The following is a 16,360-nucleotide window of genomic DNA, read 5'->3' on the forward strand; positions in this document are numbered from 1 at the left end:
AAAACCGGTCTATTTCAATACAACGGCACTCAAATACGTGCATTTCTACGCCTGCCTGTTCGAGCTGTCCGAAAAAGGGATACTGAAAGCCGAAGGCAGGACCGTATGGTGCAGGGAGACCGAAACAGGCGACACTGTGCTGGATTCGGTCATAGAGATGATGGTGCCCCTTTCGGGGAAGAAACTGTCAAGGCTGCAGTACCTGGTACCAAGGAAAGCAGCACCAGTTTACAAGCAGCAACTTGAAAGGATGATTGAAAAGAATCTGCTGCTTAGAGAGGAGATCTTTTTCATCTCCTGGGAGGTGGGCAGCAGTTACAGGGTCATAAAGTACGACATGCTCAAACCGGATATTACCCGTCTTGAAAGGTCGCTGGTTTACGGAAGAAAGCCTGAGAGGGAGACCTGGCTGATGGCAGTCCTTGCCGGAGAGGCAGGATTATTTAACAACATCTTCAGGTCAAAGGAGTTTCGCGCCAGGGCAAAAGAGAGGTACAAAGAACTGCTTAAATCAGACATGCTGGTAAATGACGAAACCATATTCCTGCTGAGGAAAACCCTGAGACGCTCACTCAACGCACAGAAAGCCGCCACCTCCTACTCGGTCGGGTAGAGAACGCCTGTGGCCGGGAACGGCAATGGCCGGGCAGCGATCGGGCAGGCGACGGCAAGGGCCGGGAAGCGGCAGGGGCGGGTAACGCCCATGACTGGACAATTAAGCAACCCGGCAGGGATAAGTCACGACAATGCGGCCACAGTGCCGTTACCAGCCGGATAAGGAACAAAGCCAGGCTGTGTTTCAGGAATGTTTTTACATGAAGCCCCCATCAGCCTTCGGCAGACAAAATATCATTAATAAAAGACCGGATCATGAAAAAAACAAACCTTAACGGCAATAAGGCAATAAGATTGCTGGCCGTTGCAATGTTTATGATGCTGCCGTTGCAGCAACCGGCAGCCCAGCAGAATATCCTGCTGGAAACCGAAGCACGCAGGCTGCTTGAACACTTCATTAACCGCGAAACCGAACATGTGAGGGAAATGCTGGCAGAGGAGGTAAATGCCATGATACCTGAGGGACAACTGGAGGAGATAGCCAATGGCCTGGAAGTACAGCTGGGCAGTTTTGAATACGTCGACAGGGCTCTCTTTGATAAAGCCGATGAATATGAGGTCGTAGTGCTTGTATGCCAGTTCGAAAAAATGGAGATTGGTTTCAGGGTGGTTTTTAACCGAGGCAACATGGTGGCCGGATTTCAGTTTGTGCCCGCCCCGGCCACCAGCTTTTCACCGCCCCCGGTTTATGCCGATTCGTCTCTTTTTGCCGAATATGAAATTGCGATCGACTGCGACGGTATCACTCTCCCCGGAATTGTGACGATGCCTCACGAACAGCAGAATGTTCCCGTTGTGGTACTGGTACACGGGTCGGGTCCGCACGATGCAGACGAGACCATTGGCCCCAACAAACCTTTCAGGGATATGGCATGGGGACTTGCCTCCAGGGGAATTGCCGTACTGAGATATGAGAAGCGAACCCTCAAACATGGCGGAACGTTTGACAGGAACAACTTTACCATATGGGATGAAACAGGGAATGACGCTCTTGCGGCTGTTGCAGCCGCAAGGGAGATTCCCGGGGCCGACCCCGGCAGGATCCATCTCCTGGGGCACAGCCTGGGAGGAATGCTGGCCCCGGCCATTGCCTCAAAAGACCCCGGTATTGCCGGTATAATCATTATGGCAGGCAATTCAAGGCCACTGCAATACCTTGTACCTGAGCAGTATGAATACCTGATGAGCCTTCAGGGGAAACTGACTGACCAGCAGAAGGATGCACTGGAGGAGATTAGGGAGCAGGCCCGGGCGATAAGCGAAAACCGGCTTGAAGGGCTTACCTACCGTGAAACACTGCTCAACCTGCCGCCGGCTTACTGGGCAGACCTGAACAGCTACGACCAGCGTGCCGTGGCATCCGGACTTCCGCAAAGGATCCTTGTGCTGCAGGGCGAAAGGGACTACCAGGTTACAATGGAAGATTTCGCTGGCTGGCAAAAGGCACTGAAGGGCCACCCGGGAGCAAGGCTCATATCCTACCCCACGCTCAACCACCTGATGATGGAGGGAGAGGGCGCCCCAAACCCGGCGGAATACTATGAGCTAAAAAATGTTTACCAGGGGGTGATCGACGATATCGCCTCATGGATCGGCGGCGGATGACCGCCAGCACGGCAGTCTGCAAAGGCTGCTGACCTGCAGGTAGCCAAAGGCTGGCGGTGCTGTTGTGAGGCAGATCACAAGGCGACAGAACGGAATGGTGTCATGCAGGAATGGCGGAGAAGCAGGCTGGCGGTGCGGAGCGGCGATGGCAACGCAAATTTTGGCCGAGAAGATTGCAGACGGAAAGCTGCCTGGTGCTGCGGCGGAGCAGCCATTCGGCAGGGCAAAAGGTGTCAGTGCGCCTCGAGCCAGTTTGAGCCGGTCCCGGTATCGACGGTAAGGGGCACGGACAGGGAGACGACCGACTGCATGGCGTCGGTTACCAGTTCCCGTACCTCATCCAGCTCGGGCCTGTATACATCAAAGACCAGTTCGTCGTGCACCTGCAGTATCATCTTTGTCTTAAGCTTCCTTTTCCCCAGCTCTTCGTGGATCTTTACCATTGCAAGCTTTATAATGTCGGCAGCCGAACCCTGAATCGGTGCGTTTATTGCATTCCTCTCGGCATTTCCGCGCACAAGGGAGTTTCTTGAATTGATGTCGGGAAGCTGCCTGCGCCTGCCCTTTATGGTGACCACATATCCTTTATCCCTGGCATCGCTGATGCACCTGTCCATATATTCCTTTACGGCAGGATAGGAGCTGAAATAACCATCTATAAGCTTTTTAGCCTCCTCCCTGGGTATACTGAGCCTCTGTGACAGCCCGAAGGCAGAAATGCCGTATATGATGCCGAAATTGGCTGTTTTTGCCTTTGCCCGCATCTCCCTGTTCACCTCATCCCTGCCAACAGAAAAAATCTTTGCAGCCGTTGCAGCATGGATATCCTCGTTTTTACTGAAAGCTTCTATCATGCCCTTATCTCCGCTCATATGGGCCATCAGCCGGAGCTCGATCTGTGAATAGTCAGCCGCCAGCAGCAGATGGTCGCTGTCGCGGGCAATAAAGGCTTTCCTGATCTCCCTGCCCCTCTCCTCACGGATGGGAATGTTCTGAAGGTTTGGATTGGTTGAACTCAGACGCCCGGTGGAGGTGACCGCCTGGTTGAATGATGTATGGATCCGCCCCGTGCGCCGGTTAACCAGCTTAGGGAGGGCATCGACATATGTTGACAACAGCTTTTTAAGTCCCCTGTATTCAAGTATCTTAGGAATTATCGGGTGCTTGTCCTTTATCTTGTCGAGCACCTCTTCGTTGGTTGAGAACTGCTTTGTTTTGGTCCGCTTTGCATTGTCGACAATCTTCATCCTTTCAAACAGTATCTCGCCAAGCTGTTTTGGTGACGCCAGGTTAAATTCAGTGCCGGCAAGTTCGTAAACCTCTTTTTCGATCTGCACCAGGTCGTGCGACAGTTTTCCGGAGATCGATTCCAATGATCCCGAATCAAGCCTTACCCCTGCTTTTTCCATAGATGCAAGGACTGTGGCGAGAGGCATTTCAAGCTCTCCGGCCAGACTGACCATCCCTTCTTTTTCGAGTTCCTTTTCAAGTATCTCCTTCAGTTGCCAGGTGATATCGGCATCCTCTGCCGCATATTCCTTTATCGTGTCAGGTTCAACATCACGCATGCTCTTCTGTCCCCGCCCCTTTTTCCCGATCAGCTCCTCAATTGATACCGGGGCATACCCGAGGTAAACCTCTGCAAGGTAGTTCATGTTGTGACGCAGTCCGGGTTCCAGCAGGTAATGGGCAAGCATCGTATCGAAAAGCCTTCCCTTCACCCCTATACCGTATCCGGCGAGCACCAGAATATCAAACTTGATATTCTGACCAACCTTGGCAATCTTCTCGTTTTCAAAAAGTTCCCTGAACTCACCGATAACGGCTTCAGCTTCGGCCCTGCCGGCAGGAACAGGTACATACCATGCCTCATGGGGTTTGCAGCAGAACGAGAGCCCCACAAGCCCGCTCTCATGCGGATCAAGTCCGTCGGTCTCGGTGTCAAAGCAGAACTCTTTCTTCCGCGAAAGCGTATCTATCAATTTCTCACGCTCCTGCCTGCCTTCAGCAAGATGATACTTATGATCAACCGTCTTAATTGTATCCAGTCCGCTACCCCCATCTTCAGTATCATTTCCGGATCCGGTGGAATCATGATCAAACAAAGACCCCTGTACAGGGTCGCCTGAGGGTGGCTTCCCGGAAAAACCCGAAAGGATTCTTTCACCGGCGGTACGGAACTCCAGTTCGGCGAACAGCTTTTTAAGCTTTTCAATATCGGGCGGCTTCAATGCCAGCATTTTCTCATCAAGTTCAACGGGTGCATCGAGGGCTATCGTGACCAGCTCACGGGAAAGCCTGAGCTTTTCGGCACTCTGTTCAATATTCTCCCTCTGCTTGCCTTTGAACTCATCCAGGTTTTCAAGCACCTGCTGAACAGACTTGAATTTGGAAATGATCTTTTTGGCTGTCTTCTCGCCAATGCCCGGAACACCCGGTATATTGTCTGACGCATCTCCCATCATCGCCAGAACATCGATTACTTGTTGCGGATCGTCAATATCATAATGCTTCATCACCTCATCAGGGCCCCATACCTCTGCATCATTACCGGATCTTTTCGGTTTATACAGGAAAATATTGCCGGAAACAAGCTGGCAGAAATCCTTGTCAGGCGTCATCATATAGGTGGTATATCCCCTCTTCTCAGCTTTCCTGGCAAGGGTGCCGATAACGTCGTCAGCCTCGTAGCCGGCAGCTTCTAACACCGGTATGTTGTAAGCCTCAAGGAGGTTTCTGATCCACGGCACGGATCTCTTTATGTCTTCCGGTGTTTCATCCCTGTTGGCCTTGTAGGCGGAAAACATCTCGTGCCGGAAAGTGGGTGAAGGGGGATCGAAAACGACGGCTATATGGCTCGGCTTTTCATTTTTAAGAACTTCATCGAGTGTGTTCACAAAACCGAAAATGGCCGACGTGTTAAGCCCCTTTGAGTTGAAACGGGGATTCCTGATGAAGGCATAATATGACCGGTAGATCAGCGCGTAGGCGTCGAGCAAAAAAAGCTTCTTTTCTGATGGCATAATAATCTTGTTTAAGAATTGCCTTGGTCTTCACGGCCCGTTCGCCGGCAGCCGGCCCATGCACAGGTGTTATGGTATTCAGGGGTTATCTGACGCAAACCACTCTGCATAAGATGTGGAGGTTTCCTGGAGCCGGAGAGAGTGGAGCTCGACGCCGGCAGGCAGCCTCTTCCCGATGCGTCCCGCAAAATCAACTATCATGTTCTCACATGTAGGCTGGTAATCAACAATCCTGAGTTTATCCAACATCGCCCCCATGCTTTTATAGTGCCCCTCAGGCACTTCACTGCTAATGACCAAAGCATGGTCAAATTCACTTATCACGGCTTCGGCGACCATCTTGCGCAGATCGCCGAAATCCATGACCATCCCGTGGGTGGATTCGGCTTTGTTCTTTACCGGATGGCCCGTTACTGTTACAAAGAGCCTGTATGAATGCCCGTGCAGGCTTTTGCACGGACCATCATAATTCCAAAGGGCATGGGCCATCTCAAAATCAAACTGCTTCGTTACTCTGACTCTGGCCATATATGATAATTTTTATGCAAAAGTACTAAAATTAAACGGAGCATTACTGATATTATTGAGGCATGCTCAGGGGCAAAAGTGCAAATTGGGAATGTAATCATGGAAGGCATCGCAGGGCAGGATACAGGGGGGCTGCAGGGAAGCGGTGTGAGGCATGCTGCAAAAGGCGGGAGAGCCGCCAGGCATTCGGTGTGAAGCGCATGTTGCGGAAGGTGAAATTCGTCTGGAAAGCGGTGTGGAGCAGACCTCAGGGTGTCCGTTTCAAAGCCTTTTCTGCAAGTTCGCTTTCAACTGTTGTATCTGACCACTCGACACCGTTTTTGCTGCATTGGTTACCTATGCTCTCTTTGAGCTTCTTGATGTCACTGTAAAATATCTCACCAAGTTTCATCTTTGACGCCACTCCTTCAACGGTGTGAAATACAATCCTGAGTGTTTTGATCTCCACCTTTTTGAGCTCAGACCAGGAAATGATCCTTGACGGTTGGGACCAGGACAGCTTGTACTCAATACCCTGGTTGTTGAGAATAACATAACGGCGGCTTAGGCGGTAAAAAAACCCGTATGTATAGAGAATTATGTTGAAGCCGGCAAGCAGCAGGATAATCTGGAAAAGATATTCGTTGAATAAACGGCCATCGAGAATTCTCCTGATAATGGTTACTGACGAAATAATAATAATTGCAGCTGCAAGGATTAAATTAAAAATACGCCCGCTTTTTGAAAGCTTGTTGTATTCGTCAAGGTTAATAACCAGATCGTCCATAGCATTTAACTGTTTATGGTTAATTATCAGCAGAAGTAAAAGTAAGAAATAATTGGTTTGCCCTGTGCTGTTTTCCGGTTATTTTTTAGAATAATCTTCAGCCATATCTATTTCCGGGGCAGTGGGTGGGCGGAAATACGCAAAACAGCCGGCGGGCGATGCTGCAATAATATCAATTTCCCGGTCAGCGGGCAGGCGGCAATACGCAAAATGGCCGGCGGGCGATGCTGAAGTAATTCTATTTGCCTGCAAAAAGCCTGCCCGGGGCCTTGAATTATCTGTCAGGGAACCGGATCATGCCCTTGACCGCCCCAGGGATTGCAACTGCCAATTCTCTTCAGGGCAAGCCACCCTCCCTTCAGCGGCCCGTGTTTCTTAAGGGCCTCTACCGCATATGCCGAACATGTTGGCGTATACCTGCATGAAGCCATTGTAAGGGGGGATATGACGTACTGGTAGAACCTGACCAGAACAATCAGCAGATACGTAAAAAAGAGCCTAACAATTCTCATGTGCAGTAACAAGTTCCTTTAGTATTTTCCTCAGCTTTAAATCAATATGATCGTAAGCATACATCCTCTCAGAAACATAAATGATCATTATATCAATGTTGCTGCCGGAAGCCTCAAGGCTCTCCAGAACAATCCCCTTGTTACGGCGGTAAGACTCCCTTATAAGCCTTTTGATACGGTTACGCTCCGAGGCTTTTTTGAACCTTTTACGGGGGACCGATATTGCTATTCTGGCCGACACACCTGCATCTTCGCCTGATTCGGACCACAAAAGCCTGAAGGGATAATAAAAAAGGGTATTCCCGTCGCTGAAAAGTCTCCCGATAGCTTTTCTGCTGCAGAGACGTTCAGATTTATGGAATTTTTCCATTGAAGTGGATGACTGTGTTGCCGTGCCTGATGATGTGCGAAGAACTGCGAAAAAAGGGCATGGCCGTCATCTCTATCCGGCACAGCCGTTTTTGTTATATTCCCTGATAAACATTTCAAGTGCCATCGTCATTGAAGGCGCCTCTTTGGTCGGCGCCTCAATATCAAGTCTGAGACCGGCCTTTTTGATAGCCCTTGCGGTATGCGGGCCAAAACAGGCTATCTTGGTATTGTTCTGTTCAAAATCAGGGAAATTCTGATAAAGCGACTTTATTCCTGACGGACTGTAAAAAACCAGCATATCGTAATTGACGTCACTGAGATCGGAAAGATCACTGCTAACGGTTCTGTAAAGGATAGCCTTGGTGTAATTGATCTTGTTTTTGTCGAGCACCCTCGGTATCTCAGGCTTATGCTGATCGGACAAAGGAACCAAAAACCTTTCGCCGGAGTGCTTCTTAACTTCCTGCTCGACAAGATCCTTAAGAACATTTTGCCCGTAAAAAATTTTTCTCTTCCTGTAAACTATGTATTTCTGCAGGTAGAGTGCTATTGATTCAGAAAGGCAGAAATACTTCATGCTGTCGGGTATTACCACCCGCAAATCCTCAGCCATCCGGAAATAATGATCTATTGCAGTGCGGCTTGTAAAGATGACGGCTGTATGCTCAAGCAGATCTATACGTTTCTGCCTGAACTCCTTTGCGGAGACTCCCTCAACTTTTATGAATGGCCGGAATTCAATCTTCAGGTTGTTTCTCTCTGCCATCTCCAGATAAGGAGATTTATCATTCTCGGGTTTAGGCTGAGAAACCAGTATCTTCTTAATCTTCGTCGCCATAATCTCTCGATGGGATGTAATCAGTTTAAACCTTTCCTTAAATCAGAAAAACTTGAAGCATCTTGTAAAGAACAAAAACAGGTAAAAATTCGAATGCACAAAAATACAAAATCAAATAGAAAACAGAAAACTCTTTTTTCATAACTATTTCAAGCCCCCTCCAAAGCTGCAAAACGTAAAAGACCCCGGCCATAATGATTCCTGAATAGATAAGGGGTACATATGCAGAATCACCGGCATAGAGCAGACCAATTATAACAGGCAATAACAACAGCCCTAAAATCTTGTTATAGATTGATACACTGTGGAGGTACCTGGCAAATAAAACAGAACGGTCAAACAAAAAACCATTTAGCCTTAGCACAGCCGATCTAAGGGCAAAAACAAGAATTAAGAACAACGATACTATTATGAACAACATCGCCGGATGAAGGTCGGGCATACCAAAGTTGAAATGATCGGCAATAAAAAGAAGGAAGAGACTACCGTTGATCACGAATATGCTGTGCATCACCATAAATGCATTTTGTGTTGCAGCTCCTCTCGCATTATAGAGCTTTTCTGCCTCCTTGTAACTTAAGGCGGAGACAAGGACCGGCGTGATGAACTGAACATAAATCAGTTTAACCCAGGTCAGCAGCAGAAATGACAGTATTACAAGGGCCGGAACCCATAAGGTGCCTTGAAGCATGCCCGATTCAAGCCGCTCATCATGGCCCTTTTCAATATAGTTGATGTAGGCATCGGCTGAGCGGGACAGGATATCATTTTTTTCAGCAATGAATACAGGCCTTTCATTAAAAGTAGTATCGGCTTCATCTGAATTAACACCAAATACCCCACCTTTTAAAACATACTGCCGGGGTACCGCCTCTCCGCCAGATGTCAGGGTGTAGCCGAAGCCATTATTCTGTTGCAGAAGGTTGTCGCTGCCGGTATTCATCGTTTAATGTCTGCAGTAATTCTGCCGCAAAATTACCAAAAAGAGCTTAAAGAACAATAATTCAGAAATAGTTGACTTCGTTTGTCTTTCCATGCCCTGTCTCAAGAAATGCAGAAAGTATGTTGTTGGCCAGCCGGCTGGCACCTATCCTGAAAAGATGCCGGTTCACCCACTCTTCTCCGAGGATGGAGGCGACAACCCTGGAATATACAACAGCATCAAAGGGCTCTGCTATTCCTCCGGCAGGCTTTATTCCCACCTTCCTGCCAGTGCGCCTCCAATAATCACGAACTGCATCGGCCATGACATAGACAGCATTATAGGTAGCGGCAGGGGAAAGTTTTCCTGTCGAAGTTTTAATGAAATCGGCACCTGAATACAAGGCAAGCAGACTGGCATTTCTTATATCAGTCATATTTTCAAGAAGTCCGGTTTCAAGTATTACTTTAAGATGAGCACTACCTGCAGCCCGCTTCAACTCAACGATCTCACCGGCCGCGCCGGCAAAATCGCCGGCAAGAAACCTGCCTGCAGGCATTACAACATCGATCTCGCCGGCGCCTGCTTCCACAGACATCCGGACCTCCATTATCTTTACCTGCTCAAAAGTCTGCGATGAGGGAAACCCGCCTGCGACTGACGCTATAGATACGCCTCCAACATTAAGATACTTTCTCGCAACATGCACAAGTGACGGCCATATACAGATCGCTGCTACCGGCGGAACATCATTGAAATGGAGACTAAACTCATTTACCTTGCGACAAATTTCAATTGTAGTCTCTTCATTATCACCTGTGTTAAGGCTGGTTAAATCGAGTAATCCAAATATTTTTTTCAGGTAATCTGTAGTAATATACTGACCGGAAGCATCTTTAATACTTTCAACTTCCCTGCCTATACGTTCATAATCGAGCTCCTTAAGGTGCTGTTCAAATATATTCTGCATATATACTTTTATTAATTAATTAAATAAACCCCTTCCCTATTTCTTTAATTTAACGTTCCTAACATTACCCCTTGCATATGAGGCGAATATTCCAATAAAACACAGGCCCGTAAAAAACCAGAATACAATTTTTACGCTGCTGAGAAATGCCCCGGAATTCTCCGCTGTTACAGGTTCACGACCTATGTATAATGCCAGAATGACCATTACTATACCCATGGAGAACATTTGTCCGAGCAATCGCATAGTGCCCATGGTGCCGGAGGCAATACCATAGTACCTGGAGTTTACAGAGCTCATAATCGCATTGCTGTTGGGTGATGAAAAAAGTCCGAAGCCGATGCCAAGCAAAACAAGGGTTGCTATTATTGACCCTATGCCCAAACTGCCCGTAAAACCAAGCAGGAACAGTCCCGCCGTGGTAACCGCCATGCCGGCTGTTGCAATAAGGCGGGGCTCCACACGGTCGGACAACCGGCCGGCAAGAGGAGAAACAACAGCCATAATAACCGGTTGCGAAACCAGGATAATACCTGCCCCGCTCGCAGAATACCCTTTTATATACTGCAGATAAAGGCTGAGTATAAATGCCACCGCAAATGTGGCGCTGTAATTTATCAGTGCGGCTGCATTGGACCAGGCAAATACAGGATTGCCCGAAAAAAGTCTCAGCTGCATAACCGGATACCTGGTATTTATTTCAACGAATACGAATATGACAATCCCGGCAATGCCGGCGCCCAGAAAGGCAAATCCGGCAATTGCAGGCAGGTTGCCAAGCCCATATATAAGTAAAAACAACGAAATGCCATATATTACAGAGCCCTTAAGATCGAATGGTTCGCCTGCTGCACCAATCCATTCACCCCTTATCCTGCTAACGAGGAAATATACACCAGTAATACCTGCCAGGGTAGTAAAAATGAATATGCTCCTCCATCCGAACTGTTCGGTCAGGATACCACCGGCAAACGGTCCTGCTGAAAGGCCAACATATACAGCAGCAATTGTAAGTCCGAATGCCCTGCCCCTCTCTTCAGCAGGGAAAACGGATGTGACTATGGCAACGCCTGTTGCAAACATCATGGCGCTTCCAATACCCTGAATGACCCTGACAAATAAAAGTACCCCTATTCCCGGCGATATCGCCGAACCCAGGGAAGCCACGGTAAAAATGACCATCCCCCAGAGAAAGATCATCCTCCTTCCATATATGTCGGCAATGCGTCCAAAAGGAACAAGAAACACTGCACTTGAAAGAAGATATGCCGTTGGTATCCAGCCAAGTAAAAGCGTGTCTGCATCGAACTCCCTGCCAATGGAGGGAAGAGCAAGGTTGAGCGCTGATCCCATAAAGGGGGTAAGGAAAGCGGAGATAACAGCTGCAAGCAGAATGGCGTTTTTGGATGACCCTTGATTATCAGAATTTCTGTCCATTTGGTATAGCCGATCCTTTTATTACTCCCTGTTTTTGGTATCAATAATGATGGTAACGGGTCCGCTGTTGACAAGTCTGATCTCCATCATGGCTCCAAAATCGCCGGTCATGATCTCTTTGCCTGTTTCTGTGCGAATGCTCCTGATAAATGATTGGTATAGCGGAACAGCTGTTTCGGGGGGTGCAGCACGAATATATGATGGCCTGTTGCCCTTTTTTGTCTTTGCATGAAGAGTGAACTGGCTGATGACCATTACCTCTCCCCCAGCCTGGTTGATATCCAAATTCATGACACCCTGTTCATCATCAAATATCCTGAGCGAGGCTGCTTTTTTCGCAAGCCATTTGGCATCTTCTTCTCCGTCTTCACGTTCTACTCCAAGTAATATCAACAATCCCTCACCTATTGAAGTCTTTATAGTATCATCTATACTTACCGAGGCTTCTTTCACCCTCTGAATAACTGCTCTCATGAAAACTGGTTTTTATGCTCTGCCATAAGCAGGAGCGGCAGCCAAATTAGCAAAAATTATTAACTTCGTGTTCTGACTGTAAGTACCCGTTTTAATAACCCATAAACCAGTATCATGCAAAAAATCATTCTTTCATTTCTGGTGCTTGTCATTCCCCTTGTTTCCAGTGCCGGCAGCATCCCGTTAACCTCATGGCTCATGGTTCAGGGGCCTGATCCTGAACTTCCGGCCTTCTCCGGCACAGAGAACATGGAGGGTAAAACCTTCGGGCATAATGAGCTTTTCAGTTTTAATCCACGTGATTTAAATGATCATTATCCTCAATACAACAAGGTGTTCATTGGTGAAGGACCCTCCGCAAAAAGATGGACAACAGGCCATGCAAACGACACCGGTTTTGTAGAGGCGGGAGTGCCCGGTACAGGCAGTGCATCGAATGCGTGGCTTGCAACCTACATCACTGTTGATCGATGGATGAAAGCGGAGCTGGAAATCCACAGCAGGCAGATGATGGAAGTATACCTTAACGGTAACCGACTGGGCTCCAAGAACACCCGTCAGAAACCGGATGCTGACCCTGCTAAATGGACTTCAGAGGTTGAGCTTACAAACGGTAAACACCTGCTGTTAATCAGAACATCCATTGCCGGTGATGATGAAAGTCCCTGGCTGTTGAGCGCCCGGGTCAACCTGCCTGAATATGCTCAGGAAAATGATCTTTACACTGACCTTACCCCCGGGCAGGGCAAAACCCTCAGCCACCTGCTTGACGGAGTAAAGACAGGCGGAGCGGCTATTTCATCCGGGGGGAAGTATTACACCATCAGCTTCAGCAGAACACTGCCGCCCTCCGACAGGTCGGAAAGGTGGACGGAGGTGAGAAGGGTCGGTGACGGACAAATGATGCACTCCTTCAGACATGCCAGTGTATCGTCATTTACCTGGACACCTGATGACAATATCATCTCGTATCGCACCAGCCGCGACGGAAAATCAACCATCTGGACCCACAACCTGGAAAGCGGTGAAATTATTCCGGTACTCGAAGATGTTGAAAATATGGGTTCGTTTTCATGGACCCCATGCGGTAATTATATCGTTTACAGCATCCGTGAGGAGGGTCCGGAAGAGGAAGGCAGCACAAAAAGAATTATCGGTATGCAGGACAGGATCCCCGGTTTCCGCAACCGTAATTTTCTCCACAGGGTTAATGTCTCCACAGGCATAAGGGAGCGGCTCACACACGGGTTCCTGACAACATCACTCCACGATATCAGTCCCTGTGGGAAATTGATCCTTTTCAGCCAGAGCCGTCCCGACTACCTGGAAAGGCCCTATTCAAAGCAGGACGTATTTATAATGGAAATGGATACACGCGAAACCGATACAATACTGCACAACAAAAGGTGGGCGGTATCGGGTAGTTTTTCGCCTGACGGCAGAAAGATACTGTTCACGGGCGGACCTTCGGCTTTCGGGGGACTGGGTGAGAGCATCCCTGAAGGTATGATCGCAAACAACTATGATACCCAGGCATATATATACGACATTGAAAGTGGTGAAACCGATCCCATTACCAGGGAATTTGATCCGTCGGTTTCGCAGGCTCTCTGGAACAAAGCCGACAACAATATTTACCTGGTTGCCGGTGAAGAGGATTTTTTAAGGCTCTTCAGGTACAACACCCGTAACCGCAGGTTCCAGGTGATCGAGACAGGTGAAGACATTATAAGCGGGCTGAGAGTGGCCGATAACCAGCCCCTTGCCGTATATTCCGGCTCGGGCATGTCATCGCCTCCGAAGGTATCAATTCTTGACCTTCGCAATGGCAGATACCGTGAGCTTGAGAATACCGACAACCATAATTTCAGAAATGTTGTTTTTGGAAACAGCCTTGAATGGGACTTCCATAACAGCCAGGGAGCAAGGATCCCGGGCAGGGTATATCTGCCGCCCGGTTTTGATGAATCCAAAAAATACCCGCTGATAGTATATTATTACGGCGGCACCACCCCAGTTTCCAGAAGTTTCGGAGGGCGTTACCCCTTCAACATGTACGCGGCCTCCGGCTATGTGGTTTATGTGCTGCAACCATCCGGAGCTATCGGGTTCGGACAGGAATTCTCGGCTCTGCATGTGAACAACTGGGGCATAACGGTTGCAGACGAGATAATTGACGGAACACGCAGGTTCCTGGATGCCCACCCTTTTATCGATCCTGAAAGGGTCGGTTGCATGGGAGCCTCCTACGGGGGGTTCATGACCATGCTGCTCACAACACGCACCGATATTTTCGCTGCGGCCATATCACACGCCGGGATCAGCTCCATCTCCAGCTACTGGGGAGAGGGATACTGGGGTTACGGTTACAGCGCCGAGGCAAGTGCGGAAAGCTTCCCCTGGAACAACAGGGAGCTTTATGTTGACCAGAGTCCACTGTTCTCGGCCGACAGGATAAATACCCCGCTGCTTCTTATAACCGGCGATCAGGACACCAATGTTCCGCCGGGAGAAAGCATACAGCTCTATGTCGCCCTCAGGCTGCTCGGCAGGCCGGTTGAACTGGTCAAGGTAGAAGGTGAGGACCACCATATACTAACCTACACGAAAAGAATTGAGTGGAGCAATACCAAGATGGCCTGGTTTGACAAATGGCTGAAGAATCAGTCCGAATGGTGGGAGAACCTCTACCCGGAAAAGAACCTTTAGATCATTTCCGGGACAAATTTCTGGTACCGGGAGGACTGTTACATTCCGGTAACCGGTATGCCTGATTGCAAATAGCCGGTACTGGCGTGGTCATCAAAAAACTTTAAAAAAATAATATTTTTGTGTCTTTCGTATTTTTATTTTTTATTACCTTTAATCAATTTTGAATTAATCTAAAAAAATATGAGAAGTTTATTTTTAACATGCCTTCTGTGGCTGGCATCACTGTTGCCGGTTATAAGCCAGGCCGTGCAGATCGATTTCGTTGAGTACACCCTTGACAACGGACTACACGTGATCCTGCACCAGGACAACTCCACACCCGTGGTGGTAACCAACATCATGTACCACGTGGGTTCAAAGAATGAAAATCCAAACCGGACAGGGTTTGCCCATTTCTTTGAGCATCTGATGTTCGAGGGGACCAAACATATTCCCCGCGGAGAGTTTACCGAATACGTTGAACGGGCGGGAGGTTCTCTTAACGCCTATACCAGTAATGACGTAACCAACTACTTCGTCCTGCTCCCCTCAAACCAGCTTGAACTTGGGTTATGGCTGGAATCGGAAAGGCTGATGCATGCCGTTGTCGACTCGGTCGGCATAGCAACACAGAAAGATGTTGTGATAGAGGAGAAAAAACAGATGTATGACAACCGGCCGTATGGTACAATCCTTTTAGAGACACTGAAAAGAGCCTATTCCGTCCATCCCTACCGATGGGCGCCCATCGGTGATGAAACCCATATAAGGGATGCTGAGGATCATGAATTCGAGGCATTCCACGAAATGTTCTATGTGCCGAACAATGCCGTTCTGGTGATTGCAGGCGACATCGATATCGATGAGACGAAACAGCTGATTGAGGCATACTTCGGGGAGATACCTTCAGGAAAACATGATATTTACAGGCCTTCTGCGGTTGAGCCAAGGAGAAACAGGGAAATTCGCGATACCATTTTTGACAACATCCAGCTGCCACTGGTGCTGCAGGCCTACAATATCCCGGCCAGGGGAACAGAAGAGTTCTACGCGGCAGATATGCTGGCGGCACTGCTGTCGCGCGGACAAAGTTCGCGCCTGCACCAGAGACTGGTCGATGAGCAGCGCGTGGCCCTGCAGGTATCGGCACAATCACTTGCCCTTGAAGATCCCGGACTTTCACTTATACTTGCATTCCCAAACATGGGCACCGACCCCAAAGTGCTTGAGGACGCAATAAACACTGAGCTTGAAAAGGTGAGGACCGAGCTGATCTCAGAGTTTGAGATGGAAAAGCTCAGAAACCAGATTGAGAGCCAGTTTGTAAACTCAAACACAACCATGGCAGCCAGGGCCAACAGTCTTGCCACCTACCATACCATACTGGGTGATGCCGGCAGGATCAATACCGAAATTGAACGCTATATGGAAGTTACCCGCGAAGACATACTTGCCGCGGCGCAGAGGTATTTCACCGAAGAAAACAGGGTGGTACTCTATTACCTGCCCAAACAGAACTGATCAGCCAGGAGGAAACCGGGGCCTGGCAGATCTATGGGCAGCACTCCGGCAGTCTTTAACCGTTAACAAATCAAAACAAAAAACTA

General features: G+C 48.6%; 14 protein-coding genes. 4 read left to right on the forward strand and 10 right to left on the reverse strand.

Annotation, left to right across the window (positions count from 1 at the left end; genetic code table 11):
* Both EA408_08175 and EA408_08180 read left to right on the forward strand, forming a co-directional pair.
* The coding region (locus EA408_08175; GenBank protein ID TVR71613.1) for a hypothetical protein at nucleotides 1-613 on the forward strand (613 nt) is incomplete at its 5' end.
* 257 nt (nucleotides 614-870) lie between these two features.
* Nucleotides 871-2,220 (forward strand): alpha/beta fold hydrolase, encoded by a 1,350-nt coding sequence (locus EA408_08180; protein TVR71614.1) that lies wholly within the window; start codon nucleotides 871-873, stop codon nucleotides 2,218-2,220.
* Nucleotides 2,221-2,453: 233 nt separating this feature from the next.
* On the opposite strand, the gene polA is transcribed toward EA408_08180, so the two are convergent.
* From polA to EA408_08230, 10 genes are all read right to left on the reverse strand, one after another.
* Nucleotides 2,454-5,243 carry a DNA polymerase I gene (gene polA, locus EA408_08185; GenBank protein TVR71615.1) on the reverse strand — a complete coding sequence of 930 codons (2,790 nt, stop codon included), beginning with the start codon at nucleotides 5,241-5,243 and terminating at the stop codon, nucleotides 2,454-2,456.
* A 78-nt stretch (nucleotides 5,244-5,321) separates the two neighbouring features.
* Entirely contained in the window at nucleotides 5,322-5,771 is a 450-nt protein-coding gene (locus tag EA408_08190) for a 6-carboxytetrahydropterin synthase (GenBank protein TVR71616.1), read from the reverse strand.
* Between the two features lie 247 nt (nucleotides 5,772-6,018).
* Nucleotides 6,019-6,537 carry a hypothetical protein gene (locus EA408_08195; protein ID TVR71617.1) on the reverse strand — a complete coding sequence of 173 codons (519 nt, stop codon included), beginning with the start codon at nucleotides 6,535-6,537 and terminating at the stop codon, nucleotides 6,019-6,021.
* 281 nt (nucleotides 6,538-6,818) lie between these two features.
* On the reverse strand, nucleotides 6,819-7,049 hold the full coding sequence (yidD, locus tag EA408_08200) for a membrane protein insertion efficiency factor YidD (GenBank protein TVR71618.1): 231 nt from the start codon (nucleotides 7,047-7,049) through the stop codon (nucleotides 6,819-6,821).
* Nucleotides 7,036-7,419: a ribonuclease P protein component gene (locus EA408_08205; protein ID TVR71619.1), complete on the reverse strand. Its 384-nt coding sequence runs from the start codon at nucleotides 7,417-7,419 to the stop codon at nucleotides 7,036-7,038. The genes yidD and EA408_08205 overlap by 14 nt, the downstream gene beginning before the upstream one ends.
* 72 nt (nucleotides 7,420-7,491) lie before the next feature.
* Nucleotides 7,492-8,259 (reverse strand): uroporphyrinogen-III synthase, encoded by a 768-nt coding sequence (locus EA408_08210; GenBank protein TVR71620.1) that lies wholly within the window; start codon nucleotides 8,257-8,259, stop codon nucleotides 7,492-7,494.
* 37 nt (nucleotides 8,260-8,296) lie between these two features.
* Nucleotides 8,297-9,202 carry a DUF4271 domain-containing protein gene (locus EA408_08215; GenBank protein ID TVR71621.1) on the reverse strand — a complete coding sequence of 302 codons (906 nt, stop codon included), beginning with the start codon at nucleotides 9,200-9,202 and terminating at the stop codon, nucleotides 8,297-8,299.
* Between the two features lie 61 nt (nucleotides 9,203-9,263).
* Entirely contained in the window at nucleotides 9,264-10,151 is an 888-nt protein-coding gene (gene deoC, locus EA408_08220) for a deoxyribose-phosphate aldolase (protein TVR71622.1), read from the reverse strand.
* Between the two features lie 36 nt (nucleotides 10,152-10,187).
* Nucleotides 10,188-11,588, reverse strand: coding sequence for an MFS transporter (locus EA408_08225; GenBank protein TVR71623.1), 1,401 nt, complete (start codon nucleotides 11,586-11,588; stop codon nucleotides 10,188-10,190).
* Between the two features lie 21 nt (nucleotides 11,589-11,609).
* Nucleotides 11,610-12,062: a D-tyrosyl-tRNA(Tyr) deacylase gene (locus tag EA408_08230; GenBank protein ID TVR71624.1), complete on the reverse strand. Its 453-nt coding sequence runs from the start codon at nucleotides 12,060-12,062 to the stop codon at nucleotides 11,610-11,612.
* 114 nt (nucleotides 12,063-12,176) lie between these two features.
* Here EA408_08230 and EA408_08235 point away from each other — a divergent pair, with 114 nt between their 5' ends.
* Together EA408_08235 and EA408_08240 are read left to right on the forward strand one after the other, a co-directional pair.
* Entirely contained in the window at nucleotides 12,177-14,771 is a 2,595-nt protein-coding gene (locus tag EA408_08235) for a S9 family peptidase (GenBank protein TVR71625.1), read from the forward strand.
* A 183-nt stretch (nucleotides 14,772-14,954) separates the two neighbouring features.
* Nucleotides 14,955-16,274: an insulinase family protein gene (locus tag EA408_08240; protein TVR71626.1), complete on the forward strand. Its 1,320-nt coding sequence runs from the start codon at nucleotides 14,955-14,957 to the stop codon at nucleotides 16,272-16,274.
* Nucleotides 16,275-16,360: the final 86 nt, after the last annotated feature.

It is taken from the genome of Marinilabiliales bacterium, from assembly GCA_007695015.1.
In the GTDB taxonomy this organism is placed as follows: domain Bacteria; phylum Bacteroidota; class Bacteroidia; order Bacteroidales; family PUMT01; genus PXAP01.